Annotated in this window: 22 protein-coding genes and 2 pseudogenes; 8 read left to right on the plus strand and 16 right to left on the minus strand. The window is 70.9% G+C overall.

Features of this window, described 5'->3' with window-relative positions:
- Positions 1 to 2: 2 nt before the first annotated feature.
- Entirely contained in the window at positions 3 to 797 is a 795-nt protein-coding gene (locus tag ABUW04_RS01825) for an SDR family NAD(P)-dependent oxidoreductase (RefSeq protein WP_380561988.1), read from the plus strand.
- A gap of 66 nt (positions 798 to 863) precedes the next feature.
- On the opposite strand, the gene ABUW04_RS01830 is transcribed toward ABUW04_RS01825, so the two are convergent.
- Genes ABUW04_RS01830 through ABUW04_RS01855 form a run of 6 tightly spaced genes read right to left on the minus strand, consistent with a single transcriptional unit; the run spans position 864 to position 8,329 of the window.
- Positions 864 to 2,225 (minus strand): sensor histidine kinase, encoded by a 1,362-nt coding sequence (locus ABUW04_RS01830; RefSeq protein ID WP_380561990.1) that lies wholly within the window; start codon positions 2,223 to 2,225, stop codon positions 864 to 866.
- A complete protein-coding gene (locus ABUW04_RS01835; protein WP_269665063.1) occupies positions 2,222 to 2,905 on the minus strand; it encodes a response regulator transcription factor in 684 nt (227 codons plus the stop codon). The genes ABUW04_RS01830 and ABUW04_RS01835 overlap by 4 nt, the downstream gene beginning before the upstream one ends.
- Positions 2,906 to 2,965: 60 nt before the next feature.
- Positions 2,966 to 4,243 (minus strand): cation:proton antiporter, encoded by a 1,278-nt coding sequence (locus tag ABUW04_RS01840; RefSeq protein WP_380561992.1) that lies wholly within the window; start codon positions 4,241 to 4,243, stop codon positions 2,966 to 2,968.
- Positions 4,240 to 5,625 carry a cytochrome P450 gene (locus ABUW04_RS01845; protein WP_380561994.1) on the minus strand — a complete coding sequence of 462 codons (1,386 nt, stop codon included), beginning with the start codon at positions 5,623 to 5,625 and terminating at the stop codon, positions 4,240 to 4,242. Before ABUW04_RS01845 ends, ABUW04_RS01840 begins: the two co-directional genes overlap by 4 nt.
- On the minus strand, positions 5,622 to 6,719 hold the full coding sequence (locus ABUW04_RS01850; protein WP_232242696.1) for an alpha-hydroxy acid oxidase: 1,098 nt from the start codon (positions 6,717 to 6,719) through the stop codon (positions 5,622 to 5,624). Before ABUW04_RS01850 ends, ABUW04_RS01845 begins: the two co-directional genes overlap by 4 nt.
- A complete protein-coding gene (locus ABUW04_RS01855; protein WP_380561996.1) occupies positions 6,719 to 8,329 on the minus strand; it encodes an FAD-dependent oxidoreductase in 1,611 nt (536 codons plus the stop codon). Before ABUW04_RS01855 ends, ABUW04_RS01850 begins: the two co-directional genes overlap by 1 nt.
- Positions 8,330 to 8,566: 237 nt before the next feature.
- Here ABUW04_RS01855 and ABUW04_RS01860 point away from each other — a divergent pair, with 237 nt between their 5' ends.
- A complete protein-coding gene (locus ABUW04_RS01860; protein WP_380561998.1) occupies positions 8,567 to 10,132 on the plus strand; it encodes a Na+/H+ antiporter in 1,566 nt (521 codons plus the stop codon).
- 25 nt (positions 10,133 to 10,157) lie between these two features.
- On the opposite strand, the gene ABUW04_RS01865 is transcribed toward ABUW04_RS01860, so the two are convergent.
- From ABUW04_RS01865 to ABUW04_RS01875, 3 genes are all read right to left on the minus strand, one after another.
- A complete protein-coding gene (locus tag ABUW04_RS01865) occupies positions 10,158 to 12,209 on the minus strand; it encodes an APC family permease (RefSeq protein ID WP_380562000.1) in 2,052 nt (683 codons plus the stop codon).
- 147 nt (positions 12,210 to 12,356) lie between these two features.
- Entirely contained in the window at positions 12,357 to 13,043 is a 687-nt protein-coding gene (locus ABUW04_RS01870; RefSeq protein WP_380562002.1) for a response regulator, read from the minus strand.
- A 233-nt stretch (positions 13,044 to 13,276) separates the two neighbouring features.
- The gene (locus ABUW04_RS01875) at positions 13,277 to 13,972 is read right to left on the minus strand and encodes an alpha/beta fold hydrolase (RefSeq protein ID WP_380562004.1); all 696 of its coding nucleotides are present in this window, start codon (positions 13,970 to 13,972) and stop codon (positions 13,277 to 13,279) included.
- Between the two features lie 340 nt (positions 13,973 to 14,312).
- Here ABUW04_RS01875 and ABUW04_RS01880 point away from each other — a divergent pair, with 340 nt between their 5' ends.
- The 3 genes from ABUW04_RS01880 (at position 14,313) to ABUW04_RS01890 (ending at position 17,250) form a co-directional block, all read left to right on the plus strand.
- Positions 14,313 to 15,131: a DinB family protein gene (locus tag ABUW04_RS01880; protein ID WP_380562006.1), complete on the plus strand. Its 819-nt coding sequence runs from the start codon at positions 14,313 to 14,315 to the stop codon at positions 15,129 to 15,131.
- A gap of 293 nt (positions 15,132 to 15,424) precedes the next feature.
- Positions 15,425 to 16,753, plus strand: a complete 1,329-nt coding sequence (locus tag ABUW04_RS01885) for a molybdopterin-dependent oxidoreductase (protein ID WP_380562008.1) — start codon at positions 15,425 to 15,427, stop codon at positions 16,751 to 16,753.
- Complete coding sequence (locus ABUW04_RS01890; RefSeq protein WP_380562010.1) at positions 16,717 to 17,250, plus strand: hypothetical protein; 534 nt, start codon at positions 16,717 to 16,719, stop codon at positions 17,248 to 17,250. The genes ABUW04_RS01885 and ABUW04_RS01890 overlap by 37 nt, the downstream gene beginning before the upstream one ends.
- A 1,492-nt stretch (positions 17,251 to 18,742) precedes the next feature.
- Here the strand turns inward: ABUW04_RS01890 and ABUW04_RS01895 are convergent.
- The 5 genes and pseudogenes from ABUW04_RS01895 to ABUW04_RS01915 form a co-directional block, all read right to left on the minus strand.
- Positions 18,743 to 19,426 carry an SAM-dependent methyltransferase gene (locus ABUW04_RS01895; RefSeq protein ID WP_380562012.1) on the minus strand — a complete coding sequence of 228 codons (684 nt, stop codon included), beginning with the start codon at positions 19,424 to 19,426 and terminating at the stop codon, positions 18,743 to 18,745.
- On the minus strand, positions 19,423 to 20,151 hold the full coding sequence (locus ABUW04_RS01900; protein WP_449341749.1) for a TIGR04282 family arsenosugar biosynthesis glycosyltransferase: 729 nt from the start codon (positions 20,149 to 20,151) through the stop codon (positions 19,423 to 19,425). Before ABUW04_RS01900 ends, ABUW04_RS01895 begins: the two co-directional genes overlap by 4 nt.
- Positions 20,134 to 20,808, minus strand: a pseudogene (locus tag ABUW04_RS01905) (glycosyltransferase family 2 protein); the annotation flags it as partial. The gene ABUW04_RS01900 and the pseudogene ABUW04_RS01905, both read right to left, overlap by 18 nt.
- Before the next feature lie 153 nt (positions 20,809 to 20,961).
- Positions 20,962 to 21,291: a hypothetical protein gene (locus tag ABUW04_RS01910; protein WP_380562014.1), complete on the minus strand. Its 330-nt coding sequence runs from the start codon at positions 21,289 to 21,291 to the stop codon at positions 20,962 to 20,964.
- A 724-nt stretch (positions 21,292 to 22,015) separates the two neighbouring features.
- Positions 22,016 to 22,294, minus strand: a pseudogene (locus ABUW04_RS01915) (BCCT family transporter); the annotation flags it as partial.
- 40 nt (positions 22,295 to 22,334) lie between these two features.
- Here ABUW04_RS01915 and ABUW04_RS01920 point away from each other — a divergent pair.
- Positions 22,335 to 22,856: an MFS transporter gene (locus ABUW04_RS01920; RefSeq protein WP_380562016.1), complete on the plus strand. Its 522-nt coding sequence runs from the start codon at positions 22,335 to 22,337 to the stop codon at positions 22,854 to 22,856.
- A 187-nt stretch (positions 22,857 to 23,043) separates the two neighbouring features.
- On the opposite strand, the gene ABUW04_RS01925 is transcribed toward ABUW04_RS01920, so the two are convergent.
- Positions 23,044 to 23,613 (minus strand): TetR/AcrR family transcriptional regulator, encoded by a 570-nt coding sequence (locus ABUW04_RS01925; RefSeq protein ID WP_380562018.1) that lies wholly within the window; start codon positions 23,611 to 23,613, stop codon positions 23,044 to 23,046.
- A 94-nt stretch (positions 23,614 to 23,707) separates the two neighbouring features.
- On the opposite strand from ABUW04_RS01925, the gene ABUW04_RS01930 reads away from it, so the two are divergent.
- Positions 23,708 to 24,433, plus strand: coding sequence for an SDR family oxidoreductase (locus ABUW04_RS01930; protein WP_380562020.1), 726 nt, complete (start codon positions 23,708 to 23,710; stop codon positions 24,431 to 24,433).
- A gap of 45 nt (positions 24,434 to 24,478) precedes the next feature.
- Here ABUW04_RS01930 and ABUW04_RS01935 read toward each other — a convergent pair whose 3' ends face one another.
- On the minus strand, positions 24,479 to 24,913 hold the full coding sequence (locus tag ABUW04_RS01935; protein ID WP_380562022.1) for a hypothetical protein: 435 nt from the start codon (positions 24,911 to 24,913) through the stop codon (positions 24,479 to 24,481).
- A 354-nt stretch (positions 24,914 to 25,267) separates the two neighbouring features.
- On the opposite strand from ABUW04_RS01935, the gene ABUW04_RS01940 reads away from it, so the two are divergent.
- Positions 25,268 to 26,785, plus strand: coding sequence for a sialidase family protein (locus ABUW04_RS01940; protein ID WP_380562024.1), 1,518 nt, complete (start codon positions 25,268 to 25,270; stop codon positions 26,783 to 26,785).
- Positions 26,786 to 26,792: the final 7 nt, after the last annotated feature.

A 26,792-nucleotide genomic window follows, 5' to 3' on the forward strand; every position in this document is an offset into this window, starting at 1 on the left:
GCATGACGAACAGCAACAACACGATCGACTCCGCACCCATCGGCCTGCTCACCGGCAAGGTCGTCCTCATCACCGGTGCCAGCCGCGGCATCGGCGCGGCTGCGGCCCGGCTCTTCGCACGGGAGGGGGCCGCCGTCGTACTCGCCGCCCGCAGCGCTGACGCCCTCGCCCGCATCGTCACCGAGGTCCGCGCCGACGGAGGCGTCGCCGACGCCGTCGCCCTGGACCTCGCCGACCGTGCGAGCGTCCGCGCCGCCGTCGACCGCGTCGAGGAACTGCACGGACGGCTCGACGGCGCGTTCAACAACGGTGCGGTCGGCCAGCAGCAACCCGGACCGCTCGACACGACGACCGACGAGGACATCGACGAGCAGTTCGCCGTGAACTTCCGCTCGCACTGGACCGCCATGAACGCCGAGGCCGCAGTCATGCGACGGAACGGGGGCGGCGCGATCGTCAACACCTCCAGCATCGGCAGCCGCCGCGCGAACCCGGCCCTCCCTGCATACGCCGCCATGAAGCGCGCGCTCAACAGCATCACCGAGACCGCCGCGGTCAGCTGGGCCCGGGACGGCATCCGGGTGAACGGCATCACCCCCGGCGGCACCGCCACGGAGATGATCGACGCATGGGAGGCGGCGACCCCCGGTGTCGTCGACCGGATCACGGCATCGACCCCGCTCGGACGGATGGCCGAGCCCCGCGAGATCGCCGAGGCGGCTGCCTGGCTGCTCAGCGACCGGGCCTCGATGGTGACCGGTGCGATGGTGCCGGTCGACGGCGGCGCAGGCGCCTGACAGACGGGCCGTCGAACCGTCGCCGCCTCACCTGACCTGCGCCCGTGCTCACATCACCAAGTGTGCTCACCCTCGGCGACATCCGACCCACCGACGACCCCGTCGCCGGGAGGAACCCGGGCAACGGGACGGCCGAGGCCCGGCGGTGCCCGTGATCGGTCGCCGTTGAACCTCGAACGGAGCTGGCTGGGCCTCGGCCGGCCGAATGTGGCGGGTCGCGGACGGGAGCAGCACGGTGAAGGTGGAGCCCTTTCCAGGGCGGCTGGTGGCGGAGATCGTGCCGCCGTGGTTCTCCACGATGGTGCTGACCAGGGCCAGGCCCAGGCCGAACCGGTGTCCGCTGCCCTGCGTGCCGCGCGCCAGGCGCTCGAAGATCCGGCCTCGGTCCGCGGGGTCGAAGCCGACACCGTCGTCCGCAACGGTGAGTTCAACGGTGTGGCCGCGGTCGATGACCTCGACGACCACCTGCACCAGTCCGCCCGGGCGGGTGTGGCCGAGCGCATTGTCCACCAGGCTGGAGATCATCCGGCGCAGCGGTGAAGCTATTCCGTGGACCAGGGCGGGTTGGCCCGGTGCCCTCAGTTCGAGCGTCAGCTGCTGCTGTGCGGCGCGGGCCCGCTCGGCCTCGACGACCTCTGCCGCCAGCACGGACAGGTCCAGGCGCTCGTAGCCGGTCGACAGGGGTGTCAGGCTCGCGGAGAGCAGCAGATCGTCCAGGACCTCGGCCAATTGCGCCGAGCCGGCCACGAGCCGCTGCAGCTCCTCCGCTGTTCCGGCGCCGAACCGGTCCTGCTCTCCCCGCAGCAGGAGTTGGGCCCGGGTGTGCATCCGGGTGAGCGGGGTGCGCAGTTCGTGGCTGGCATCGGCGACGAACTCCCGTTGCTTGACCAGAGCCCTGCTCAGCGGGGAGATGGCCCGTTCGGCCAGGATCGCACCGGTGGCGAGGGCGAGCCCGAGGCCCACCAGTTCGGCGATGAGCAGGACGGTCAGCATCTGGTGTCGGTCCGCGCTCTGGTAGCGCTCGTCGAAGACGGCCTGCCGCACTGCTCCGGAACGCTCCTCGGTGACGACGATGTAGTGCGTCCCGTTGCGGGCGACGTCGTCGGTCTGGGCCGGCCTGCCCTGTGCGGCTCGACGCAGGGCTGTGGCCAGGGGAAATCCGGGCGGGTGCTGTGCTGGTTGGTCCAGCTGTCCGGCCCGTTGGACGAACAGCCAGATGCACGGGTCGGGGCGGTCCGGGCTGCCGTGCTCCAGGGAGTAGTCCAGCGCGCGTCTGATGTCGGCCTGCTGGCGGTCCTGGAAGAGGCAGTAGCTCAGGCAGCCGAGCATCAGCACCACGACCGTGATCACTGCGGCCACCTGGGCGCCGAGCTTGATCCGCACGCGTCGCAGCACCTGTTGGTCGGTGTGCGGGGCCGGGATGTTCACAGCGTGCCGATCTGGTAGCCGTAGCCGTGGACGGTGAGCACGGCCTCGCGGCCCAGCTTGCGGCGCAGGTAGTACACGTAGGTGTCCACCAGCGACTCCGCGCTGGTGTCGGCGAAGACCCGGGCCCGCAGGTGGGCTCTTGAATGGACGCTCCGGGGCCGGAGTGCCAGGGTCAGCAGCAGGTCGAACTCACGCGGCGAGAGCTGCACGGCGCTGCCGTCGACCAGTTCGACCTGGTGCAGCTCGACGTCGAGGCGGCCGGTGCCGATGGGTAACTGCTTGGCCTCCTCCGCGAACCTTCGGGTCAACGCCCTTACCCGTGCCACCAGTTCGTCGATGTGGAACGGCTTCACCAGGTAGTCGTCGGCTCCGCCGTCCAGGCCCCGCACCCGCTCGTGGTGGTCGCCCAGTGCGGTGAGGATCAGGACTCTGGCGGTCACGGCCCTCCGCCGCAGCCGCCCGAGCAGCTCGAGGCCGTCGATGCCCGGCAGTCGACGGTCGACGACCATCACCTGGTACGGGCGGCTCAGTCCGAGGTGGAGTCCCTGCTGCCCGTCGGCGGCCAGGTCGACCGCATATCCTTCGCTGGCGAACAGCCCGCTGAGCATCGGGCCGAGTTCCCTGTCGTCCTCGACTATCAGCAGTTTCGGTGCACTTGGGGTTGAAATGGACGCGGTCACTGTGCCGATTGTGGCATGCGCATGGAAGCCATGTCAGGCTCAGCTCAGCTATTGGAGGCCTCATCCGGCGTTCAAAGGCGCCTCCTCAAGCGGGTGTTCGGCGTCCTCGGGGGCCTGGCTCGCGGCACGCCGGTCCAGCAGGGCCAGTACCGGAGCGGTCATCACCGTGGTGACCAGGGCGACCAGGACCAGGGCGGTGAACAGCCGACGGTTGACGATTCCGGCCTGGAGTCCGACGTTCAGGGCGATCAGTTGCATCAGCCCGCGGGCGTTCATCAACGTTCCTAGTCGAGCCGCCGTCACCTGGGACTCCCCCCGGATCCGGGCCGCGGCCCAGCACGCCCCGAACTTCCCGACGACCGCCACGAGGACGGCTGCCAGGGAGAACAGCAGCAGGACGGGGTCGCCGAACAGCCCGAAGCGGGTGTTGAGTCCCGAGTAGGTGAAGAACATCGGCAGGAAGAGGACTCGGGTGGTGAACCCGACCGTGTGGACCACGCGTTCGGCCTGCGCGGATGCGGGCATGGCCATGCCGATGCTGAACGCTCCGAACACCGAGTACAGGCCGATCTCGTCGGTGAACCAGGCGGCGGCGAACAGCACCGCGACGGTGAGCACCAGCCTGGTCTCGTCGCCGACCGTCGGATGCGACATCACCCGGTCCAGGAAGCGTCGCAGCACCAGCAACACCACGGCGGCGAACAGCACCGCGCCCCCGACAGCCTCGATCACCGGCCAGGAGCGTCCGGTGTGCACGCTGAGCACCGCCGCCAGCAGGCACCAGGCGACCAGGTCGTCCAGGGCACCGCTGGCCAGGGCCAGTGACCCGTGCCGGCTGCCGGCCAGTCCGCGTTCAGTGATGATGCGGGCCAGCATCGGGAACGCGGTGATCGCCAGCGCCACGCCGACGAACGCCGCGGACACGGCGGAGGAGACGCCGGGGACGAAGATCGCCACCCGCCCCCGGGCGGCGAGGGTGAGGCCGACACCGAGGGTCAGCGGCACCACGATGCCCGCGGCCGAGACCGTGAGCGCCGTGCCGGCGATCCCGCGCCCCAGGTGCGACTTGAACTCGTGTCCGGCCTGGTACATGAAGGCGACCAGGCCGACCTGCCCGACCACGTAGAGCACCGGCAGCAGCGCCGTCGGAAACAGGGCCGCCTCGGCGCGGGGGGCCAGCAGGCCCAGCAACGAGGGCCCCAGCAGCACCCCTGCGATCATCTCCCCCACCACGGGCGGCTGACCCGCCCGCGACAGGCCCCAGGAGACGGTGCGGCACACCAGCAGGATGACGACGGCGGCAAGGAAGAACCTGGGCGCGAGTTCGGTCACGGTCACGAGTCGCCTCCCAGTGGCTGCGCGGCGAAGTAGCGTTGGCACAGGCGTTGGCGGCGGGCGTCCCAGACCATGTAGCTGCCCAGCAGCAGTTGCACGACGCTGCGGCCGAGTCCCTCCCAACGGTCGCGGATCCTCATCAGGACCAGCCGGAGGCGGGGCGCGGGCGCGTCGGCGGGTGCGGACTGACGTGGTGTCAGCAGGCACGGTCCGCGATTGGGCAACGATCGGGTGTGGGCGGCGGTCGAGGCGAGGTCGAACCGGTCCAGCAGCTCCCGGGCCGCTACCCGCATGGTCCCCGGGGCGATGCCGCGGGCCGGGCAGGCACGGTTGGCGCTGATCCCGAACGGGATGTGGTTGATCTCCCGGGCCGTGATCCGAAGCCACCGGTCCGGGTCGAACACCTCGCCGTCGGCCAGTCCGGCATGCTGGTACTCGCTGTAGTTGAACAGCAGTACCGACCCCACCGGGATGGCCGCCGCTCCCTCCACCGCGATCTCGGCGGAGGTGATCCGGTGGGCGACCCCGAACAGCGGATACACCCGCAGGGCCTCCTCGATGACGCGGCCGAGGTAGGCGTCGTCGTCGGCTTCGGACCGCAGCCGCCGCTGGACGTCGGGGTGGGTGGCGATCGCCAGCAGCAGGTGCGCCATGGCTTCGGACATCTGCACCACCGCGGTGTTGAAGAACGTCCCCTGCAGGTAGTAGGCCTGTTCCCGGGTGGTGAGCGAGGCCGGGAGCACGCACGGGACCGACCCCGCGGCGACGCGGCGCTCCAGGTAGCGGGTGAGGTCGTCACGGCGGTCCAGATGGCGCAGCCGGGTGCACTTCAACGCGCTGACCACGTCGTCGGCATTGGCCACGATCAGGTCCCTGACCTCGGGCGGGCAGGCCTCGGCGAAGACGAGTTCGTAGTAGACCTCGGCCCACAGCGGCATCATCAGGTCCCGCAGCCGCACCGCGCGGGTGCCCGCTCGCGCTCCCGGCCGGCTCCAGTCGTCGAACAGGGCGCCGGCCCTGCGGCCGACCAGGTCCTCCCAGCCCTTACGGTCCAGGCCGGTGAGGATCAGCCGGGTGCACCGGGCCACCTCGTCGTAGCGCGGTCCCGGCTCCAGGTGCTCTTGGTGGACTTCGGGCCCGGGCGCGAGCCAGTACCAGAACAGGTCGGACAGCGCCGCACCGCGGCTGCGACCGTCCGCGGCGGGGTGTCCGTACACGCGACGGAACGCCGCCGTGTCGACCAGCGGGCCGGGGACCGGGATGCCCTCCTCCCCGTTGACCCAGGCGAAGACCTTCACCCGGAGCGCGACCACGGCCGTGGGCAGCCAGTACGGCAGGGTGACCAGGACGGCCAGGACGGCGAGCGCCCACCACAGCGCGGTCATCGCAACCCCGGGAACCCCGGGCGGACCAGGTCGCGCACCAGGTCGTCCACCCCGGTCGCCCCGCACAGCGCGAGCGTGTGGTCCAGTTCGCCACGGAGCAGTTCCAGCACCGCCCGTACCCCGTCCTCCCCGTCGGCGGCCAGGCCCCAGACCACCGGCCTGCCGATCCCCACCGCCGCGGCGCCCAGGGCCAGCGCCTTGACGATGTCGGTGCCGCGCCGCACGCCGCCGTCCAGCAGCACCGGGACGCGTCCGGCGACGGCGTCCAGGATCTCGGGCAGCAGATCCACCGTCGCCGGAACCGTGTCCAGTTGGCGCCCGCCGTGGTTGGACAGCAGCAGCCCGTCGACGCCGTGCTCCACGGCCAGCCGCGCATCCTCGGGGTGCAGGACTCCCTTGAGCAGGACCGGCAGGCGCGTGCTGTGGCGGAGCCGGTCCAGGTGTTCCCAGGAGAGCTCGGCGGACATCGCGATCTGCCGCACGCTCCCGGGTTCGCCGCCGCGCAGATTGCGCAGGTTCTCGCAGGCCATGCCCGTCGGCAGGTCGTCGAAGCCGTTGCGCTTGTTCCGCTCGTGCAGGCCGAGTACGGGTGAGTCGACGGTCACCACCAGCGCGGCGCACCCGGCCGCGGTGGCCCGCTCCACCAGCGCCTCGGTGACGTCGGGGTCCGGCTGGAGGTACAGCTGGAACCAGAGCGCGGGCGGGCGTTCGGTGGTGACCGTGCGCGCGGCCGCTGCGATGTCCTCCACCGCCACGGTGCTGGCCATGCTCACGATCATCACCACCCCGGCCGCCGCGGCGGCCCTCGCGGTGGCCAACTCCCCCTCCGGATGGGCGAGTCGATGGAAGGCGGTCGGGGAGAGCAGCAGCGGCATGCTCATCGGACAGTCGAACAGGGTGCGGTCGAGGTCCCGTTTGTCCCGGCCGCGCAGAATCCGGGGCAGCAGGTTCAGCCGCCCGAACGCCTCGCGGTTGGCCCGCAGGGTGACCTCGTCGCGGGCCCCGCCGGCGACGTAGTCGTAGTACACCGGATCGAGAGCCTCACGGGCGGCGTCCTCGAAGTCGGCGGTGGTCAGCATCATCCGCGCCCGCATCAGAGCGCCTCCGCCCGGCTCCCGCCGAGGGCGCGGACCGAACGGGCCAGGAAGTCCACCAGCGGCCGCACGTGGACGTCCGGCCGGTTCCACTCGTTCTCCAGGTTCTCCGCCATGTGGTGGGTGTCCTGGAGAACGCCGGCCCGGTAGTGCCGGACCACCGGGTGCAGATACGCGGCGTCGTGGGCGACCCCCGGCTGGTCCTGGGCCACCCGGGAGACGGTGATGTCGAAGGGGTCTACCTTGTCGTGGTCCGGCCCGTACTCCAGGGTGACCGTGATCGCGTCGCCGGCGTCAACAGCGCCGTCGGCGCCGCCGAACGCGGCGTCATGGACGAAGCCGACCGGCACCTCCTCGTAGTAGTGGGCCGTTCCGTCGGGGCCGACCGTGACGAGGTCGGCCAGGACGCCGAACTGCTGCCACAGCGCGGAGGTCCGGTTCACCCGCTCGACCACGGCCGCTGCCAGCACCTCGGCCGACGGCATCAGCTCCCGCCGGGGCCAGGGCCGCCCGTGGTGGCGCTGTTCGAGGATCCGGTGCAGGGCCCGGGTGCCGTAGCGGAACCCGTGGATGAAACCGCTGGTGGACTTCTTGAAGTCGCGCTGCTGGGTCAGCGTTCCGGCGAAGTACAGGCCGGGTACGTTCACCGACTCGTATGCGGCGGTCATCTCCGGGAAGCGGTCGTTGATCACGGTGCGCGGCCGGTCCGGCTCGGCGAAGACGGAGGCGTCGAAACGGAAGCCGGTGCAGACGATGACCCGGTCGTAGCGCAGTTCCTTGACCGTCTCGTCCGCGCGGGAGAAGGCGAAACGCACGGTGTAGCCGTCGTCGCCCCGTTCGACGGCCAGGACCGATCCGTCCAGGACCGCGTTCTGCGACTTCAGTTGGTAGGTGTCCAGGAAGTTGTTGTTCACGGCCCGCAGGTGCCCGACGAAGTGGCTCTGCCAGGCCAGCCGCAGCGCGTGCGGTCCGGCGACGTGGATCACTGCCGCGGTCTCCACCAGGTTGTCGGCGGTCTCCAGCGCCGAGTTTCCCTTGCCGATGATCAGAACCCGCTGATCGGTGAAGTCCTTGGGCTCCACCGAGACCGACGCGTAGTGCTCCGCCGTCTCCACTCCCGGTATCGGCGGGACGTGGGGCAGGCTGACGCCGCTGGCCACCACGACGCGACGGGCCCGGTACACCCGGCCCGCGTCGTCGGTGACCGCGAAGTCCGCCTCACCGTCCCCCTCACGGCGGACCTCGGTGACCCTGGTGCCGTAGCGGATCCGAAGGCCGAACGCCTCGGCGAAGTCGGCCAGATAGCGGACCAGGTCCCCGGCCTCGGGGAAGTAGCGCTCGCTGTAGCGGGTGAACCGCAGGTCGGGGTCTGGAGACAGCAGCGAGTTCCAGTCCATCCGGAGGTTGAACTCCGGGTCGGTGCTGCCGGTGTGGACCTTGTTGATCGAAATGAGCCGGCGATGCCGTGGATACGTTGCGAAGAAGTTCCCCGGCGCGCTGCCCTGCTCGAGGATCAGGTAGTCGCGTCCCTGCTCCCCGAGCAGGTGGCCCAGTTGCAGCCCCGCCGGGCCGGCACCGATCAGCAGGTAGTCAAGAGTGCGTTCCAGCACATCGGCCTCCCTAGTCGCAGCCGTCACCATCCCGGGGTGAATAATCGTTGCCCCATCTCAGAAGGACCTCAGAGCCCGCGTTCCGACGCCCCGAGCCGGCGTGCGGACCGCCGCGGCCCAGGGCGTTAAGGATTGGATAAGGTGTTCTGACGGTGTGCCGGGAAGTCTGGTCGGCCCGGGGATGGATCTGCGGCGTTGGTGCGGCAGGGACCCCGGTGACGATCCGGGGATCCCGAAATGCGCGCTGTCGGCACCGTTCTTGTTCTTGTGGTCCTGGCCACGCTGGTGGCGACCGGTGCGCGCCGGTGGCGGATCCCGGCGCCCTCGCTGCTGGTGATCGCGGGCCTGGCGGTGGCGCTGATACCGGGCACCCCCGCGCTGCACATCGCCCCGCAGACCATCGCGCTGGTGGTGCTGCCGCCGCTGCTGTACGCCTCGGCGGAGGAGATGTCGCTGCGCGACCTGAGGATCGTGTGGCGGCCGGTCACGGTCCTGGCCCTGGGCCTCGTGCTGGCGTCGGCCGCCGCGGTCGGGTTCATGGCGGTGGCGCTGACGCCGCTGACCGCGCCGATGGCGCTGGTGCTGGGCGCGGTGCTGGCCAGCACCGACCCGGTCGCGGTCACCGCGCTGGGGCGCAGGCTCGCGCTGCCGGGGCGGGTGCAGACCATGGTGCAGGCCGAGAGCCTGTTCAACGACGCGACCTCGCTGGTGCTGTTCAAGGTCGCCATCGGGCTGGCGATCGCCTCCAGCGCGGTCAGCTGGCCCAAGGCGGGCGGCGAGTTCTTCCTGCTGGCCGGGGGCGGCAGCGTCATCGGCGCAGCCGTGGCCGGTGTGGTGGCGTTGATCCGGGCCCGGACCACCGACCCGGTGCTGGAGACCGTGATCGCCCTGGTCACCCCCTACGCCGCCTACGTCCTGGCGGAGGGCGCGCACACCTCGGGGGTGACCGCCGTGGTGGTCGCCGGGGTGGTGCTGGGCCGCTCGGGCTACCGGCTGACGGACGCGCGGATCCGGCTGCAGTTGCAGGCGGTGTACTCGGTGGTGGTGTTCCTGCTGGAGAGTGTGGTCTTCGCGATCATCGGCCTGGAGCTGCCCACCATGGTCCGCGACCTGCCCACCGGTTCCGGAGCGTGGCCACTGCAGGCCCTCGCCCTGGCCGCGGTGCTGATCGGGCTGCGGGTGCTGTGGGTATGGCCGCTGTCCAGGGTGGTCAAGCCGGTGGAGGGGGCCGCCTCCTGGCGGGTAGCCGCCGTGGTGACCTGGGCCGGCACCCGCGGAGTGATGCCCCTGGCCGCCGCCCTGTCCATCCCGCTGCTGGACGACGACGGCACCGCCCTGCCGGGGCGTGCGCTGGTGCTGGTGCTGACCACCGCAGTGGTGGTGTTCACCCTGGTCGTCCAGGGACTGAGCCTGGCACCGCTCGTCAACCGCTCCGGACTGGCCCTGGAGCCGCAGGACACCGCCCGCGAACAGGAGCACGCACGCCAACAGATCGCCCGCGCCGGCCTGGACTACCTGGACCAGCTCGCCGACCTCGGCGCGGCCCCGGAAGCCGCGCTGGATCGCGTGCGCCTGGCACTGGACGCGCGGCTGCGCCACAGCCTGGCCCAGGACGACGCCGACCAGGGCAACGGCGACGCACCGTTCCTGGAGGTCTGTCAGCAGCTGCGGCACGAGGTCATCGCGGTGCAGGGCACCGAGCTGCAGGGCATGTACGACAGCCACCAGATCAGCGACAGCACCCGGCGCCAGCTGCAGTACGACCTCGACCTGGAGGAGTCCGGAATCAACAGCGGGCGGTGAGTGCACAGCCGGGGACCTCTCGCGGTCATGCCGACCCTGAGTGCACCGCCTTCTCCGGTTCGGTCGGGTCCAGGTTTCCGGCGGGCTCGCCGCGACGCACCGAGCCCGGGGCCCGGCGGGCGGGGCGGTCGGCGCGGGTGGAGGAGGTGAGCTGCCAGGGCACGCTGATGACCATCACGCCCGGCGTGAACAGCAGGCGGCTCTTGAGCCACAGGGCGGACTGGTTGTGCAGCAGGTGCTCCCACCAGTGGCCGACCACGTACTCGGGGATGAACACCGCCACGGCCTCGCGCGGGCTGGTGCGCCGGATCGAGCGGACGTAGCCGACGACCGGTTTGGTGATCTCGCGGAACGGGGAGTCCAGGACCTTGAGCGGGACCTGGATCTCGGACTCGGCCCACTTCTCCTGCAGGTCCTGGGTGGAGTCCTTCTCCACCGCGACGGTGACCGCTTCCAGTATGTCGGGCCGGAAGGCCTGGGCGTAGCCCAGGGCGCGCAGGGTGGGCTTGTGGAGGGTGGAGACCAGCACGATGGCATGCACCTTGGACGGGCGCACCGACTCGGCCTTGAGGTCTTCCACGGCGAGTTCCTCGGCGACGGCGTCGTAGTGCTTGCGGATGCCGCGCATCATCCCGAACAGCAGCACGGCGGCGACCACGGCCAGCCAGGCGCCCTCGGTGAACTTGGTGATCATCACGATCACCAGGACCAGTCCGGTGAACCCGGCGCCGAAGCCGTTGATGATCCGTGAGCGTTTGGCCGAGCCGCGGACCTTGGTGTCCGTCTCGGTGGCCAGGAGCCGGTTCCAGTGCTTGACCATGCCGATCTGACTGAGCGTGAAGGAGGTGAAGACGCCCAGGATGTAGAGGTGGATCAGGTTGGTGACATCGGCCTTGTAGGCCACCAGCAGGGCGATGTTGACCACGGCCAGGGCGATGATGCCGTTGGAGAAGGCCAGGCGGTCACCACGGGTGTGCAGCTGGCGGGGCAGGTAGCGGTGCTGGGCCAGGATCGAGGACAGCAGCGGGAAGCCGTTGAAGGCGGTGTTCGCGGCCAGGATCAGCACCAGCGCGGTCACGGCCTGGATGAAGTAGAACAGGATGCTGTGGTCGCCGCCGAAGATGGAGGACGCCAGCTGGGCGATCACCGTGGGCTGCGAGGTGGTGTGGCAGTCGCCGGGGTAGTTCGCCAGTTGGCAGGTGTCGTCGGTCTTGTGGACCTTGGCGATCAGCGCCAGTGCGGTGATCCCGACGAACATCAGCACGGCGGTGATGCCCATGGCCGACATGGTTGTGGCGGCGTTCTTGGACTTGGGCTTGCGGAACGCGGGCACGCCGTTGGAGATGGACTCGACACCGGTCAGCGCGGTGCAGCCGGAGGCGAAGGCGCGCAGGCAGAGCATGAGGAGCCCGAGCCCGGCCAGGGTGTCCTTGTGGTCCACCGGGATGACCGCGTACTGGGCGCTGGAGGCCACCGGGGTGTGGCCGAACAGCATTTTGACGAACCCGGTGACGATCATCAGGACGATGCCGAAGATGAACAGGTACGTGGGCGCGGCGAACGCCCGCCCCGCCTCGCGGACCCCGCGCAGGTTCATCGCGCTGAGCAGCACCACGAACCCGACCGCCATCGGCACCCGCGCAGCGGAGATGCTGGGGAACGCGGAGATGATGTTGTCCACGCCGGAGGCCACCGAGACCGCGACCGTCATCACGTAGTCGACGAGCAGCGAGGCTGCCACGACCAGGCCCGCGTTCGGCCCCAGGTTGGTGGTGACCACCTCGTAGGAGCCGCCGCCGCTGGGGTAGGCCCGTACCACCTGCCGGTAGGAGGTCACCACGACCGCCATCAGGAGCACCACGCCGGCGGCGATCCACGGGGTCAGGTACAGGAAGGCGGTGCCGCCCACGGTGAGCACCAGCAGGATCTCCTCGGTGGCGTAGGCCACCGAGGACAGCGGGTCCGAGGCGAAGATCGGCAGGGCCAGGCGCTTGGGGAGCAGGGTCTCCCCCAGCTCCTCGCTGCGCATGGCCGGGCCGATGACGAGGCGTTTGAACGCCTGGGGCAGGTTAAGCACAGAGGCGAGCGTAGAGGCCGGTGACCGCGCTGACGTGGGATCGGGCGCCCGGGCGCGTCAGGAAGGCGTCAAGATTTGCAGGGTTGCGCTAAGGATCCGTTACGGCCGGTCGGCGGCTCCCGGCGCGGCATCCAGGAAGGGTGAGGTTCACGGGTCGAAGCGGTAGCCCATGCCCGGCTCGGTGCGCAGGTGACGCGGGTGTGCCGGGTCGCGTTCCAGTTTGCGGCGCAGACCTGCGAGGTAGACGCGCAGGTAGTTGTTCTTGTCCTCGTGGCCCGGGCCCCAGACGCTGTGCAGGATCTGAGGCCCTGTCACCAGCCGTCCGGGGTGCTGGACCAGGAGGGTGAGGATGCGCCATTCGGTGCGGGTGAGCCGCACCGGGTCGGTGCCTTCCCGGTGCGCGCTGACCGTGCAGCCGACCAGGTCCACGGTGAAGTCGCCGATGACCGCGGTCCCGGTGAGGGGGTCCTCGGTCGAGGGGCGGCGCAGTACGGCGCGCAGCCGGGCCAGGAGTTCGTTCATGGCGAACGGCTTGGTGAGGTAGTCGTCGGCTCCCGCGTCCAGGGCGGCGACCTTCTCGTCGGCGCCGGACCGGCCGGAGAGCACGATCACCGGCACCGAGCTCCACACACGCAGGGCCGCGATCACCTGCAGCCCGTCCAGCCCGGGAAGCCCCAGGTCCAGGATGATGGCGTCGGGGCGGGCGCGTGCGGTCTCGTCCAGGGCGAGGGTGCCGTCGGCTGCGGTGGTGACGTCGTACTGGCGGGCCTGGAGGTTGATCTGCAGGGCACGCAGGAGCTGTGGCTCGTCGTCCACGACCAGGATGCGGGTCACGGCTGTTGCACTCCGTTCTCATGTGCCTGGTCGGCGGGCAGGGAGATGCGGTCGGCGAGGGTGCTGGCGGTGACCAGGACGGATGTGTCGCCCGCGACGCGGCTCCGCCCAGGAATAGCGTGGCCAGGAGCGGGTGGATGTGTTCCTTGACGACACCCTTGCGCCGGTCGGCGGAACATTGACGCCGTCTTGATGCCCGTGCCCGCACAGCGTCAGTGGCAGCGCTTCTGAGCTCAGTCGTCCGGCGGATCGGCGACCTCGGCCACCAAGGACACCACCTTGTCGAGGTCAGCCGGGGTGGTCAGGTGGCCGACCCCGGAGAAGACCCGAACGTCGAGGTTCATGGCTCGGCGCACTGCCGGTGCCAGTCGACGGGGCGGCAGGAAACGGTCGTGTTCTCCGACCCCGACCACGCACGGCCGCTCGGCGCGACGGGCCAGCAGTTCGGCGGGCAGGGACGGAGGGGCCAGAGTGGTCCGGCAACACGTTGCCATGAGAGTCATCCACTCCACCTCGGACTCGGGCGGTTCCGTGCCGGGCGCCACGAACAACCGGAGCATGCGGCGGGTGCGTGCGGGTGTGGGACGCAGCAGCCACGCGGCCGCGGCCAGCGTCAGTTTCGGGTCCACTCCGAGACGGATGAAGCCAGCGGGTGAGACCAGCGCCCGAGCCGTGATTCGGGGCGAGTCGGCGGCCAGCGCCACGGCGGCGCCCAGCGAATTGCCCAGCAGCACAACCCCGTCGGCGTCCATGGCCGCCAAGATCTCATCCAGCACTCGGCCGTACCAGGCCAGCCGGGCACGGCGAGGCCGACGGGGATCGCTGAGCCCGGGCTGACCCGGCAGATCCACCACCGTGGTTGCCCAGTGGACCGACAGCGCCTGCAGCCACGGCAGTGCCGCCGCGGCGTTGAAGCCGGTCCCGGGCACCAGGACGACCCGCGGTCGTCCAGCTCCGGCAGAGGTGAGTCCCACTCGGCCCACACCGGTGTCCAGAGTCGAGTGGTCGAGCGGGAAGTCCGCTCGCGCCAGGGTTGCTGAACACCATTGCCGCACCGCGCGTTGACCACGTGGGTTCCTGTACACGCACGGCATTGCGCCAGTGTGTCCGGTGGTCCTTGGTTCGTCCAGCCCTACGGTGCGGTCAGGTCCGCCTGTACACGGCATTGAGCGCGTTGTGGCGGTGGGTGCAGCGCGTCCATGGCACTCCTGGGCGTCGAGACCCGCGGGATCGAGTGCTTGTCGGTGCCGGGAGGTACAGTCCCCGTCCATGGTGGAGTTCAGCAACGAAGACCTCACAGGTTCCCGGTTCCAGCGGGTCGACCTGACCGGCTCGCGCTTCCAACTCGCCCGGCTGGGCGGGGTCGAGTTCCGGGGCTGCGCATTCGGCAGCACCCGATTCCGCATCGTCGAGATGGACGACGTCACGATGCGTGGCGTGGAGCTGAACAATGTCGAGATCTCCGGAGACATCGGCAACCTGAAGATCAACGGCGTGGAGGTCGGGCCGCTCGTGGAGGCCGAGCTCGACCGGCGGTATCCCGAGCGGCCCAGGATGCGGCCGACCGACGCCGCCGGGTTCCGCGAGGCCTGGGACATCCTCGAACACCTGTGGGGCGGCACGGTCGAACGCGCCGGTCGCCTGGATCCCACCCTCCTGGACGAGTCGGTAGACGGCGAGTGGTCGTTCCTCCAGACGTTGCGGCACCTGGTCCTGGTCACCGACGGATGGATCCGCCGCACCGTCCTCGATGTTCCCTCACCATGGCATCCGCTGGGCCTGCCCTGGGACGACCCGGACGAGACGCGCAGCCTGCCCGAGGGTCTCCCCCGCGACCGCGAGGCACGGCCGACGCTCGACACCGTGCTGCAGGTGCGCCGCGACCGAATGGCGACCGTTCGGAGCGTCATCGCCGGCATCACCGACCAGTCGCTGGACTCCGAGACCGAGCCGGCCCGGACCCCGGGCTGGCCGGAGCCCCGCAGCCGCCGCCTGCGCACCGTACTGCTGCACCTGTTCCACGAGGAGTGGGAGCACCGGCTCTACGCAGAACGAGACCTCGACGCCCTGGAGGCGCACCGGTCGTAGCGGCTTCTCGGGCGGATCTGCAGCGGGCCCTGTACCGACGGAACGTCAGCGTGGCGTAATGAGTCGCTTCTTCGGATATGTCCGCTCAAGGCGTACGGTCGTGCCCGTCCTACGACTCACCGGAGCCTCACCCGTCAAGGAATCGCCCCATGGATACGGACGACCGCCATCACGATGGTCCGCCATCTGTGCAGAACCGACCTGCCACCGGGCCGCACGCTGACGCGGGAGCGGGCCCCGGCCCCGTAGAGCCGCCGCCCGCTCGTCCTGGTCCTTCCGGGACCCGGCAGGGCGTGAAGTCGCAGCGCCCCGCGTCGAGCCGCGACCGGCTCCGGGCCCTGTTCGGTTCCGGGGCCCCGCCCGGTCCCACCCGGCCGGAGTTCTGGCGCAGTCCGCTCCGGGGGCCCTGGCTGACCTCGGTGTTCGGGCTGGTCCTGCTGTTCGGCATCCCGGTCATGTTCGTGACCGGCCTGCTGTCCTACGCCGCGTACAACCCGGACCTGGCGGCGGTCAACGACCAGACCCCGGACAAGGGCTGGCTCGGCTTCTACCTCTTCTCCTGGCCGACCGACCCGTCCTGGCTCTATCGGCTCGACCAGGGCGTGCACGTCACCCTCGGCGTGGTGCTGGTGCCGGTGCTGCTGGCCAAGCTGTGGTCGGTCATCCCCAAGCTGTTCTCCTGGCCGCCGATCCGGTCGGTGGCCCACGCCCTGGAGCGATCGTCGTTGCTGCTCCTGGTCGGTGGCGCACTGTTCGAGTTCGTCACCGGGCTGTTGAACGTACAGCTGCACTACGTCTTCCCCGGCTCGTTCTACACCCTGCACCTCTACGGTGCGTGGGTCTTCATCGGGGCCTTCGCGGTGCACATCGCGTTCCGCGTTCCGGTGATGGTCCGGGCCCTGCGCAGCCGCCGACTGCGTACCGAGTTGCGCGTCCCTGCCGCGGCGACCGGGCCCGAGCCGCTGGACGGGACCGGGCTGGTCTCTCCACGGCCGGCCCCGGCCACCATGTCCCGGCGCGCCGCGCTCGGCACAGTGGGTCTGGGCTCGCTGGTCCTGTTCGCGGTGACGGCCGGGCAGAGCATCGGTGGTTCGCTGCGCCGCACGGCCCTACTGGCGCCGCACGGCCAGGAGCCGGGCAAGGGACCCAACGGCTTCCAGATCAACAAGACCGCCGCTGCCGTCGGCATCCGCCCGGCCGACATCGGCCCGCAGTGGCGGCTGGTGGTCCGCGGCCCCGGGTACGAGAACACCCTGACGCGGGCTCAGGTGCTGGCACTGCCGCAGCACGAGGCCGCGCTGCCCATCGCCTGCGTGGAGGGCTGGTCCACCGACGACCAGCACTGGGCCGGAGTCAGGCTGCGGGACCTGGCCCTGATGGCGGGCTTCCGCGGGCCGGCCCCGGAGGTGTTCGTCGAGTCGGTGGAGCGCGGCGGATCCTTCGGGTCCACCGTACTGAGGGCCAATCAGGTCCGGGACCCGCGCTCGCTGCTGGCACTGCGCGTCAACGGCGCCGACCTGTCGCCGGACCACGGATACCCGGCCCGGATCATCGTGCCGGCCAACCCCGGGGTGCACAACACCAAATGGGTGACCCGGCTGACCTTCGGAGCATCCTCGTGAGGCGCCTGCCGCTGACCCGCCTGCGCGACCGCTACGGCGCGTCCCCGCTGCACCTGCTGCTCGTCCTGTGCTCCTTCGCCCTGGCCCTGTACGCCGGACTCAAGCTGCTGAAGGGCAACCCGATCGCCGTCGCGCTCTGGTTCGTCGGTGCCGCACTGATCCACGACCTGGTCCTGCTCCCGCTCTACACGCTCGCCGACCGCGCACTGCAACACCTGTTCCCGACCCCGGACAGCCGCACCCCCCAGGCGGGCGCCGGTCGGGTCAACTACGTGCGGATCCCGGCCCTGGTCTCCTTGCTGCTGCTGGTCGTCTGGTATCCGCTCATCCTGCGGCGGGTCCCGGGCTACCGGGTCACCACCGGGCTATCGGCGGGCAGCTTCCTCGGGCACTGGCTGCTGATCACCGCCGCGCTCTTCGCCGGCTCGGGGCTGTGCCTGCTGGCCGGCACCGTCCGCCGGGCCCGTGGGCGAAAGCCCCCGGTGCACAAGCGGTGACGCGGCGGTGCGCCCGAGCCGGCGTACCGCCGCACCGGCCAGGAGCAGACAGAGTGCGGCGGTGTAGGCCTGTTGCTGCAGGGCTCCGTCGGACAGGTACACGGCCCCACCGGCCACCGGTAGCGCGAGCCACTCCCAGCCGCCGTCGAGTGCGACCAGTGCAACCACCAGCAGCGCGTACCAGGGGTATCCGGGGGTGGTCAGGAACAGGGCGGTGCCGGTGACGGTCAGTGCGCCGCGCCACGGTTTGGCCGGATCCCCCCTCCGCAACACATGCAGAACAGCTGCCAGCAGCACGGCCGCGGCAGCCGGCAGCAGCAGGCGCTGGGGGATGTCGAGCAGCGCGAGCAGGCCGAAGCCGGTCCCCTGGTCGTACCCCTGCTCCTGGAGGTAGCCGGGCAGGAACCCGATGACGCCCGGGCCCGAGGCGATGGCATAGGGCGTGTAGCAGAACAGGAACGTCAGCCCGGCAGTGACGGCCGGCACCAGGCTGCGGACACTCAGCCGGGAACCGCTGGAGAGGCAGCCCGACATGGCGCCCGGCAGCGCCAGTGCCGGGATCAGCTTGGTCCCGGCGGCCAGGCCGAGCAGCACCCCGCCGAGGCCTCGTCGGCCGCTGCAGGCCACCCCCAGGCCACCGACCATGAACAGCGCTCCCAGGGTGTCCACGTGCGCGTCGTTCACGGCCCAGGCCGCCACACCGGGGCACCAGCCCCACAGCGCGGCCCGGTGCGCGGGGGCTCCGGTACGGCGCAGGACCAGCAGCAGCACGCCGGTCGTCGCCACGGCCAGCAGCGCACCGCCGGCCTGGGCCGCCCCGACACCCGGACGGCCGGTGAACCGGCCTGCCTCGTGCAGGGCGAGGAACCACGATTCCGCGACGGGCGGGTAGATGGTGTGCACCGTGGGCCGGTTGATGTGCGTGCAGATCCCGTCGGCCTGGTGCAGGTCCCAACCGGTGCAGTCGCCGGCGACCGGGAACAGGGCCGGGTTCCGGGCACGCAGGGCGGCCAGCGCCGGGACGACGGGAGCGTCCGCGTAGGGCGAGTGGCCCGCCGCCTGGACCTGACCGTCCCACAGGTAGCGGTAGGCGTCGTCGCTGGTCCGCGGCGGTGCGAGCAGCCCGGTGAGGGCGACCGCCAGGCTGCCCAGCAGCACCAGGGCCGTGATGCGGCGGGTCGGAACCCGCCGTGCCAGAACGACCGCGAGCGCGAACGCCACGACGTCCACGGAGTACCAGCCGTACAGCGGGGTCCTGTCCCCGAGGTCGCCCGAGCAGGTGAAGGTCCCGCCCAGCGCCGTCACCAGGACGGCCAGGGCGAGCACACACGGCCACATGCCGGCACCCGAGCGGGCCGACCGCGGCCTGGAGCACGGCAGGGTGATGTCGAACATGACGATGGGTTCCCCATGCTGGTGACGCTCGGGCCCGGTCAAGGACCGAACGGATTCGGGTGTGGATCAATAACTCCTGCGCATCCGGCCGGTCGGGCTAGCGACGTAGCGCGAGGAAGTGCCGGTCCCGACAGTCCCAGGCGTCGATCGGAGCGAACCCGGCCAGGAGCGCGCAGCGGACGGTGGCGGGGGCGCCCAGCCGGGCCCAGGGAAAGGTGGGCCCGCTGCGGCCCGAGGCGTCCTCCACGGCCACGGTGACGCGTTCGTCCAGATCGCCGGGTTCGACTTCGACCAGCAGCACACCGTCGTGGCACAGGAGTTCGGCGGCACGCCGCAGCAGAGCCGACGGGTCCCCGCCGATGCCGAGGTTGCCGTCGGCCAGCAGGGCGGTTCCCCAGCGGTTCTCCCCCGGAAGCCGGTCGAAGACCGATCGGCACAGTGCGTTGCCGCCCATTCCCCGGGTCCGGGACACCGCCGTGTGCGTGATGTCCACCCCCAGGGCGGGCAGGCCGCAGGTCTGCAGTTCGGCGACCAGACGACCCGGCCCGCAGCCGATGTCCAGCGTCGGCAGTCCGCGTCGCAGGCAGCGGGAGAGCAGGGTCCAGTCGGCCTGATCGGGTGGGGCGAACCAGCGTTCCAGGTCCAGACGCTGCCGGTGGCCGTCCTCGCGGCGCAGCCACAACGGGCCGCTGCCGGTGCGCATCGCCTCGGTGTAGGGATCATCGGCCCAAGGACGGGGGCAGGGGTTGGGGCCATGAGCGAGGATCCCGAGAGAGTTCACCCGCCTGCTCCCTGCGGCGCGGGCGGTACTGTCCCAGCACTGACGGCACTGACGGCACCGGCGGTGACGGTGTGCCAGGTGCGCGCGAAGTGACTTCCCGGCGCGAGAGCTGCGACCTCAGCTGCGTCTGCGACCGTGTCGACATCGTTGAGTACGGGCAGGGTGGCGACCCGCAGTCCCGCTTGAGCAAGCCGGTCCTGCAGCGCCACGCCCGTAGAGGAACAGGACATCGGAACGCCGAGCAGCAGTCGACGAGCCAGCTCCGCGTCCGGTCGGGCCAGTCCGAAAGCCCAGAATCCCCCGTCCGCGGCGGGCCCGAACCAGGCGTCGGCGCCCGCCCTCGACCCCTGCGACAGCGCTTCGGCGAGCACCTGGGCCCGCAACTGCGGGGTGTCCATGCCGACCAGCAGCGCAGGTCCACCGTCCGGATCGGACACGGCGCCGAAGGCGTCGGCCAGCCGGACGTCCAGACCACCGCCGCTCTGCGGCACGACCTCCCATCCGGACGGGATCCAGGGCCCCGTCGGGCCCTCCAGGACCAGCACCCGTCGCGCGGCCGGCACCCGGGCCAGGGCGGCGAAGGTGTCTGCCAGTGCTGCCTGGGCGAGTCCCGCTGCCAGCTCGGGTGTGCAGGCCGGCGACAGGCGGGTCTTGACCCGTCCGGGCTCTGGGGATTTCGCGATGACCAGCAGTGTGGGCAACCGGGCGGCCAGGATCGCGCGCATGTCATGGATCGCCTGCCGGGTGCCGCGCAGGGTACCGGTGACCTTCGATCTTCCGGAGCGCGGCTGGTAGCCGACGTCCTGCTCGGCGATGCGCATTCCGGCCGCGGCGGAGTGGATCACCATCTCCAGCGGGTAGCCGGAGCGGCGGTCGCTGAGCCCCAGGTCCAGCAGCCGGTCCCGGCGCGCGGCCCGCATGGGACCGAGATCGTGCAAGTCCACACCGAGACGAGCACGTAGTCTGCGGGCCAGTTCGCGGTTGGCCAGCCGGGCATGCACGGGCCAGGCCTCGGGCCGGGTCGGCCGCCGTCGCCCCAGAACCAGGTCAGCGGTGCCCGCGCCGACAGTGGCGACCAGGCCCGGGAGCTCGGCCGGGTCCAGCGAAGCGTCGCAGTCGCAGAAGCACACGATGTCGGCCGTCGCCGCCATCAGCCCGGCGTGGCAGGCGGCTCCGAATCCGCGCCTGGGCTCGGTGATCACCAGCGCGCCGAGTGAACGGGCCAGCGCAGCGGAACCGTCCGTCGAGCCGTTGTCGACCACGATCGCGCGGTACCCGTCCGGCATCCGCTGCAGCACCCACGGCAGGGCGGCTGCCTCGTCCAGGCAGGGCAGGACGACATCCGCACACGTCGCAGCCGGTCCCGGAAGGAAATCTGTCATGCGCAAACGCTATGAGAAGCAGACGGACAAATGCCGCATCACCACGTTACCGAAGTCCTACGGAGATCCCTGGCGCCAGGAACCGACACGGCGGAGCCGGATGCTTCTCCCCCGCTGCTCCGGGAGCCGGACGGCCGCAGGCCGTGTTCCGTCCTACGACTTCGCGGCGACACCTTGGGCCAGGGCGAGCCAGGCAAGCATGCCGAAGTCCACCGCCGCGATACCCATGCTCGCCAGTGCGCACCCTGCCGTCACCGCGCCGCGGCAAGCGATCCGGGTCGTGGGACGCACCACCCACCATGTCGCGACCAGCGCGAGAACCAGCCCGGCCACGCCCGCCAGGGCATGCACGCCCACGGTGATCCCATGTGCCCGGGACAGGTGCCGCCCTGCCAGCGCGGTCGCGGCGAAGGCCGTCAGGAGTGCGGCCGCGGGGACACCCAGAGGGCGCAGCTGGTCGTCCTGCGGGAGTGCGGATGCCACCTCCTCGCCGGCGGCCGGGGCAACGACCGGATTCCCCGGGGCAAGGGGCACTCCGCCGACCGGGCAGTCATCCGATTCCGGCGTCGGTCCGAGCTCGGGCACGGTAGCCGGCTCCGGTTCAGGCGCCGACGGCGCGGACCCGGTCGTTGCCACCGGCCGGGCAGGGACGCGTGTGCTCGCGGCTGCGACTGCTGGGGTCGTTGCCCGCGAGCGCCGCCGCCGCTTGCGCTTGGACGATGTGGGCATCCGCCCTCCCGGGAGAGCGCCCCGTTGGGGGCGGGATGGATGGAGCAGCAGCTCAGCAAGGTGCTGCGGCCAGCACCTGCCGGTATGCCTGCAGGCACGGTGCGCACTGACGCTCTGTAAACTCTCGTTCCCTCGGTACGGTGTCCGGAGGGGGCAGGTGTCGTCCACACAGCATCGGGGCGTCCTGCCCCGCTGTTATGTGCCACACGAGGGCTTTGAGTCCTGCTTCGCCCGCCGCCACCGCGAGCTCCGGACGCATCTGATGCACGCTTTCCTCCCTCGGTGTCCTCCCACGTGCAGGCCGAGGACGTGGTCCTGTTCGGACGCTATCCCCTCCCTGACGGACCGGCATCCCGAGCCACTCGTGCGGCCGAGCAGTCGAACAGTCCCCTGCCGGGCGGTCGGCGGTCAGTCCCGGCGGTCGGCCAGGGGCTCGCCGACCGCAGCGCGGATGGCGGCGGCCAGGGCCCTGCGGGTTGCCGTGCAACCGGGACGGGGCCACGGCCGGATCCGCACGGAGGTCCTTCACCAGTGCCCAGCACAGTGCCAGCATCACCAGCACGAACGGCAGTGCCACCAGGATCGTGGCCCGTTGCAGACCCTGCAGGCCGCCGGCCACCAGGAGCACGGCGGCAACCGCACCCATCAGTACACCCCAACTGACCACCAGCCAGGTGCGCGGGTGCAGCGCGCCGCTCTGCGAGAGCGACCCCAGCACCAGCGGGGCCGAGTCCGCGCTGGTGCTGAAGTAGGTCAACCCGGACTTCGCGATCGCGTTCGTCTCCCGATTCGGCGTCGTGACCGGCTATTTCATCGTCCAGACCTACAGCTTCTACATCCTGTTGGCCTACATCAAGGTCGCCCCCGCGGACGCCGCCTCCACCATGGGCTTCCTGATGGTGGTCAGCGCCCTGTCGATGGTCGTCGCCGCGGTGGCCATCGGCAAGCTCGCCGACCGCTTCGGCCGGATCAAGCTCTTCGTCCTCGGCTCCGGAGTCCTGGCCGCGCTGTCGCTGTTCATCCCGATGCTGTCCCCGACGGTCAACGGCATGATCGTGTTCAATGTCGTCAACGGCCTGGCCTTCGGTATGTACATGGCCGTCGACATGGCCCTGATCACCAAGGTGCTACCGCGCGGCGAGGACGCCGGCAAGGACATGGGCCTGATCAACATCGCCAACGCGGCCCCGCAGGTCGCTGCCCCGTTCATCGCCTCGGCGATCGTCACCTCGTGGGGCTACTCGGCGATGTTCCCGCTCTGCGCCTGCATCGCGTTGGGCGGTGCGTCGCTGGTGGTGCTCGTGAAGTCGGTGCGCTGAGCCCTGTCCGTGCCCACCGTCGCGACGGCAGCACCTCCGCCCCAGTCGCGACAGTGAACTGACGCCGTGCCACGCAGCGACCGTCCGTCGAGCAGTTCCTGGTGAAAGCGGGCTGAAACTCCGCCGGTGTGGGCCCTGGTACCGCTACCTCGGTACCAGGGCTTGCTGCCAGGGTCGGTTCAGGCCCTCAGCGGTGGTCGAGGGCGTGGGCGAGTTCGTCGGCGGCTTCGCGGACTCGGGTCGAGCAGGTGGCGGTGTCCGGCTCGTCGACCCAGCGTCCGAAGCCGGTGCGGAAGATGGCGACGCCGACGTTCGCCAGCAGGGCCGCCGTCGGCGGGGCGGCCCCGCGCTGTTGAAGGGCCGCGTCCAGGGCGTCGGAGACGGCGGCGAACTTGGTGCGGCCGCGCTCCTTCAGTTCGGTGCTGCTGTCGACGATCGCCTGTCGCTGCGCGGCGTGCGGGGCGACCCGGGCCGCCACCGTGTCGCCGACCCGTTCGAGGGAGCTGAGCAGGGCTTCGAACGGTGTGAGCCCCGCGTCGGCCCTCAGCACCGCGTCGGCGAGCGCGGCCGGAAGCTGATCCGAACCGGCGAAGAGCACGTCGCGCTTGTCCGCGAAGTAGCGGGAGAAGGTGCGACGGGTCAGCCCGGCGCGCTCGGTGATCTGCGCGACCGTGACGTTCTCGTACCCGTGCTCCAGGAACAGCTCCAGCGCGGCCTCGCGCAGCCGTTCCTCCGTTCCCTGCTCCCAACGCGGCATGGTCGGAATCCTAGCAGTGATGACTCAGTGGGTCATCGGGTGCTATCGTGATGTCTCACTGAGTCATCAGCTCGGCGTATCCAGGAGGAGCACCATGGCACTCACCGGTCAGCGCATCGTCGTCATCGGCGGCAGTTCCGGCATGGGACTGGCCACGGCCCACGCGGCCGCCGGAGCCGGCGCTGTCGTCACCATCGCCTCGAGCAGCAAGGAGCGCATCGACGCCGCGCTCGCCGAACTGCCGGACTCGTGCGACGGCGCCGCACTGGACGTACGCGACGAGGCGGCCGTCGCCGACCTGTTCGCCCGCGTCGGCGCACTCGACCATGTGGTGTTCACCGCCGGCGACCAGCCCGATCGCCGTGCGCTCGGGGAACTCCCGCTCGACCAGGCCCGCCGCACCTTCGACGTGCGGTTCTGGGGAGCCGTCGCCGTCGCCAAGCACGCGGCCCCGCGCATCCGCCCCGGTGGCTCGATCACCCTCACCTCGGGGACGGTCGGCGTCCGCCCGGTCCCCGGTGCCGCCCTCGCCTCCGCCGGATCCGCGGCCACCGAGGGCCTCGCCCGCGGACTGGCCGTCGATCTCGCCCCGGTCCGCGTCAATGCCGTTCGCTCCGGCGCCGTCCGCACCCCGCTGTGGGACGCCGTTCCCGAGCCCCAGCGCGCAGCGGTGTTCGACAGCCTCGCGCGCCGCGCTCTCACCGGTGCGATAGGTGAGCCGCAGCAGATCGCCGCGGCTCACCTCTACCTGATGGAGAACCAGTTCGTCACCGGCACCGTGCTCACCGTCGACGGCGGCTCGCTGCTGACCGGCAACTGACGGCAGCGGTACCGGCGGCCGCGGGGTCCTGCGGACTGCGCTGCGTCACTGGTAGAGGTCCCACACCGCCGATCCCGCCTCGGTGGTCAGAGCCAGGTCCAGCAGCGGTTCTCGGGCTGCGGAGATCAGGCCGTCCAACTGCCGGGCTCCGTCGGCGGCGGCGCTCAGCGCGAGGACGGCATCGGCCGAACGCTGCGTCTGCGCCCCCTCCTCCTTCACGCTGATCAGAATGTTGTGCTGGCGCATCCTGGCGAGTTGGCCGGCCATGTTCTCGAAGGCCTGGACCAGATCCCGGTTGGCGTCGCGGAGCGAGTCGAGGTGTTCGAGGACCGCCCCCGGTGTCTCGGCGCCGCCGGCCCCGTCGGCGACGGAAGCGGCCAGTACCTTCGCGGCGGCCGCGACCGCCGCGCTCAACTGCTGGGAACGGTCGATCGCGCCCTTGCCGCCGGTCCACTCCGTCTCGAACGCGAATTCAGCCATGAGAGCCTTCGTCCTCCTCGATCGCGCCTTCAGTGGAGACCAGCCTGCCATGTCCTCGCCGATCAGCCGTGGACCTCCGTCCGGACACCGCCGGTGCCCAAGGGCCGGGAGTCCGGCGCTTGGTGGATGTCCCCGGCTTCAGCCGCGGCAATTGAAGGCAGGTCAGCCAGGCCCATTGACATGAATCGCACAGCAGCGGGACAGTGGCGCAGTCCTCACGCACGTCTGCACGATGTTCGGTTCTGCCGGGCTTCGCCCGCCCACACGGCGGACGTGCAAGGGGCTTGCTCTGTCGCCTCCCTCCCGCAGCGGACCGTGCTTCGGACGTGCCCGCTTTCGGAAGGGGAACGGTTCATGTCCTTGGCATCATTACTCCTGCGTCTGGCCAGACCCGGCCTGGTGACCGCGGCCCTGTCCGCGGCCGGGCTGCTCTTCACCGCCGGAACCGCCACCGCGGCTCCGGCACTGACCCAGCTGAGCACCGACCCCTACACCAACACCACCAGCCAGCACGCCACCGAGGTCGAGCCGGACACCTTCGCCTACGGCTCCACCATCGTGTCGGCCTTCCAGGTCGGCCGGTTCACCGACGGCGGCGGCTCCAACGTCGGCTTCGCCACCTCCACCGACAGCGGCGCCACCTGGACCAACGGGTTCCTGCCCGGGATCACCACCCAGGCCGGCGGCAGCTACGCCCGGGTCAGTGACGCCTCGGTGGCCTACGACGCCAAACACAACGTCTGGCTGGTCTCCGCCATCCCGATCACCGCGTCGGTGACCGTGCCCGCCGTCTTCACCAGCCGCTCCACCGACGGCGGACACACCTGGGGCAACCCGGTGACCACCGCCACCGGCTCCAGCCTGGACAAGAACTGGATCGTCTGCGACAACACCGCCACCAGCGCCTTCTACGGCAACTGCTACACCGAGTACGACAACAACGGCAACGGCGACCGCATCCAGATGACCACCTCCTCCGACGGCGGTCTCACCTGGGGCGCCCCGAAGACCACCGCCAACAACGCCACCGGCCTGGGCGGCCAGCCCGTGGTGCAGCCCAACGGCACCGTGGTGGTCCCCATCGCCAGCGCCTCGGAGACCTCCATCCGGGCCTTCACCTCCACCAACGGCGGCAGCAGCTGGACCAGCGCCACCACGGTGACCACCGTCAGCACCTACACCGTGCACGGCTCCCTGCGCAGCGGACCGCTGCCCTCGGCCGAGATCGACGCGGCCGGCAAGGTCTACGTGGTCTGGCAGGACTGCCGCTTCCGCACCAGCGGCGGCGCCTGCACCTCCAACGACATCGTGATGTCGACCAGCACCAACGGCACCACCTGGTCCACCGTGGTCCGCATCCCCATCGACGCGACCACCAGCACCGTCGACCACTTCATCCCCGGCCTGGCCGTGGACCCGACCACCTCGGGCAGCACCGCGCACCTGGCACTGGCCTACTACTACCATCCGGTCGCCAACTGCACCGCCGCCACCTGCCAGTTGGACGTCGGATACCTCTCCTCCACCAACGGCGGCAGCACCTGGAGCACGCCGACCCAGCTGGCCGGGCCGATGAGCCACTCCTGGCTGGCCAGCACCACCCAGGGGACCATGGTCGGCGACTACATCTCGACCTCCTTCTCCGCCGGAACCGCCCACCCGGTCTTCGCCGTGGCCACCGCCCCCACCGGATCGGTCTTCCACGAGGCGATGTACACCCCGGCCACCGGACTCACCGCCGCGGCCGGCACCGCGGCGGCCGTACCCGCCACCACCCGGCAGAACCTGGCCTCGGCCCGCCTGGCCGCGATCGCCTACGCCCAGTGGCTGGCAGCCGGCGGCACCTCAGGAGGCGGTGAGGACAGCCCCTGACCGCACC

It is taken from the genome of Streptacidiphilus jeojiensis (genome assembly GCF_042510965.1).
GTDB lineage: Bacteria > Actinomycetota > Actinomycetes > Streptomycetales > Streptomycetaceae > Streptacidiphilus > Streptacidiphilus jeojiensis.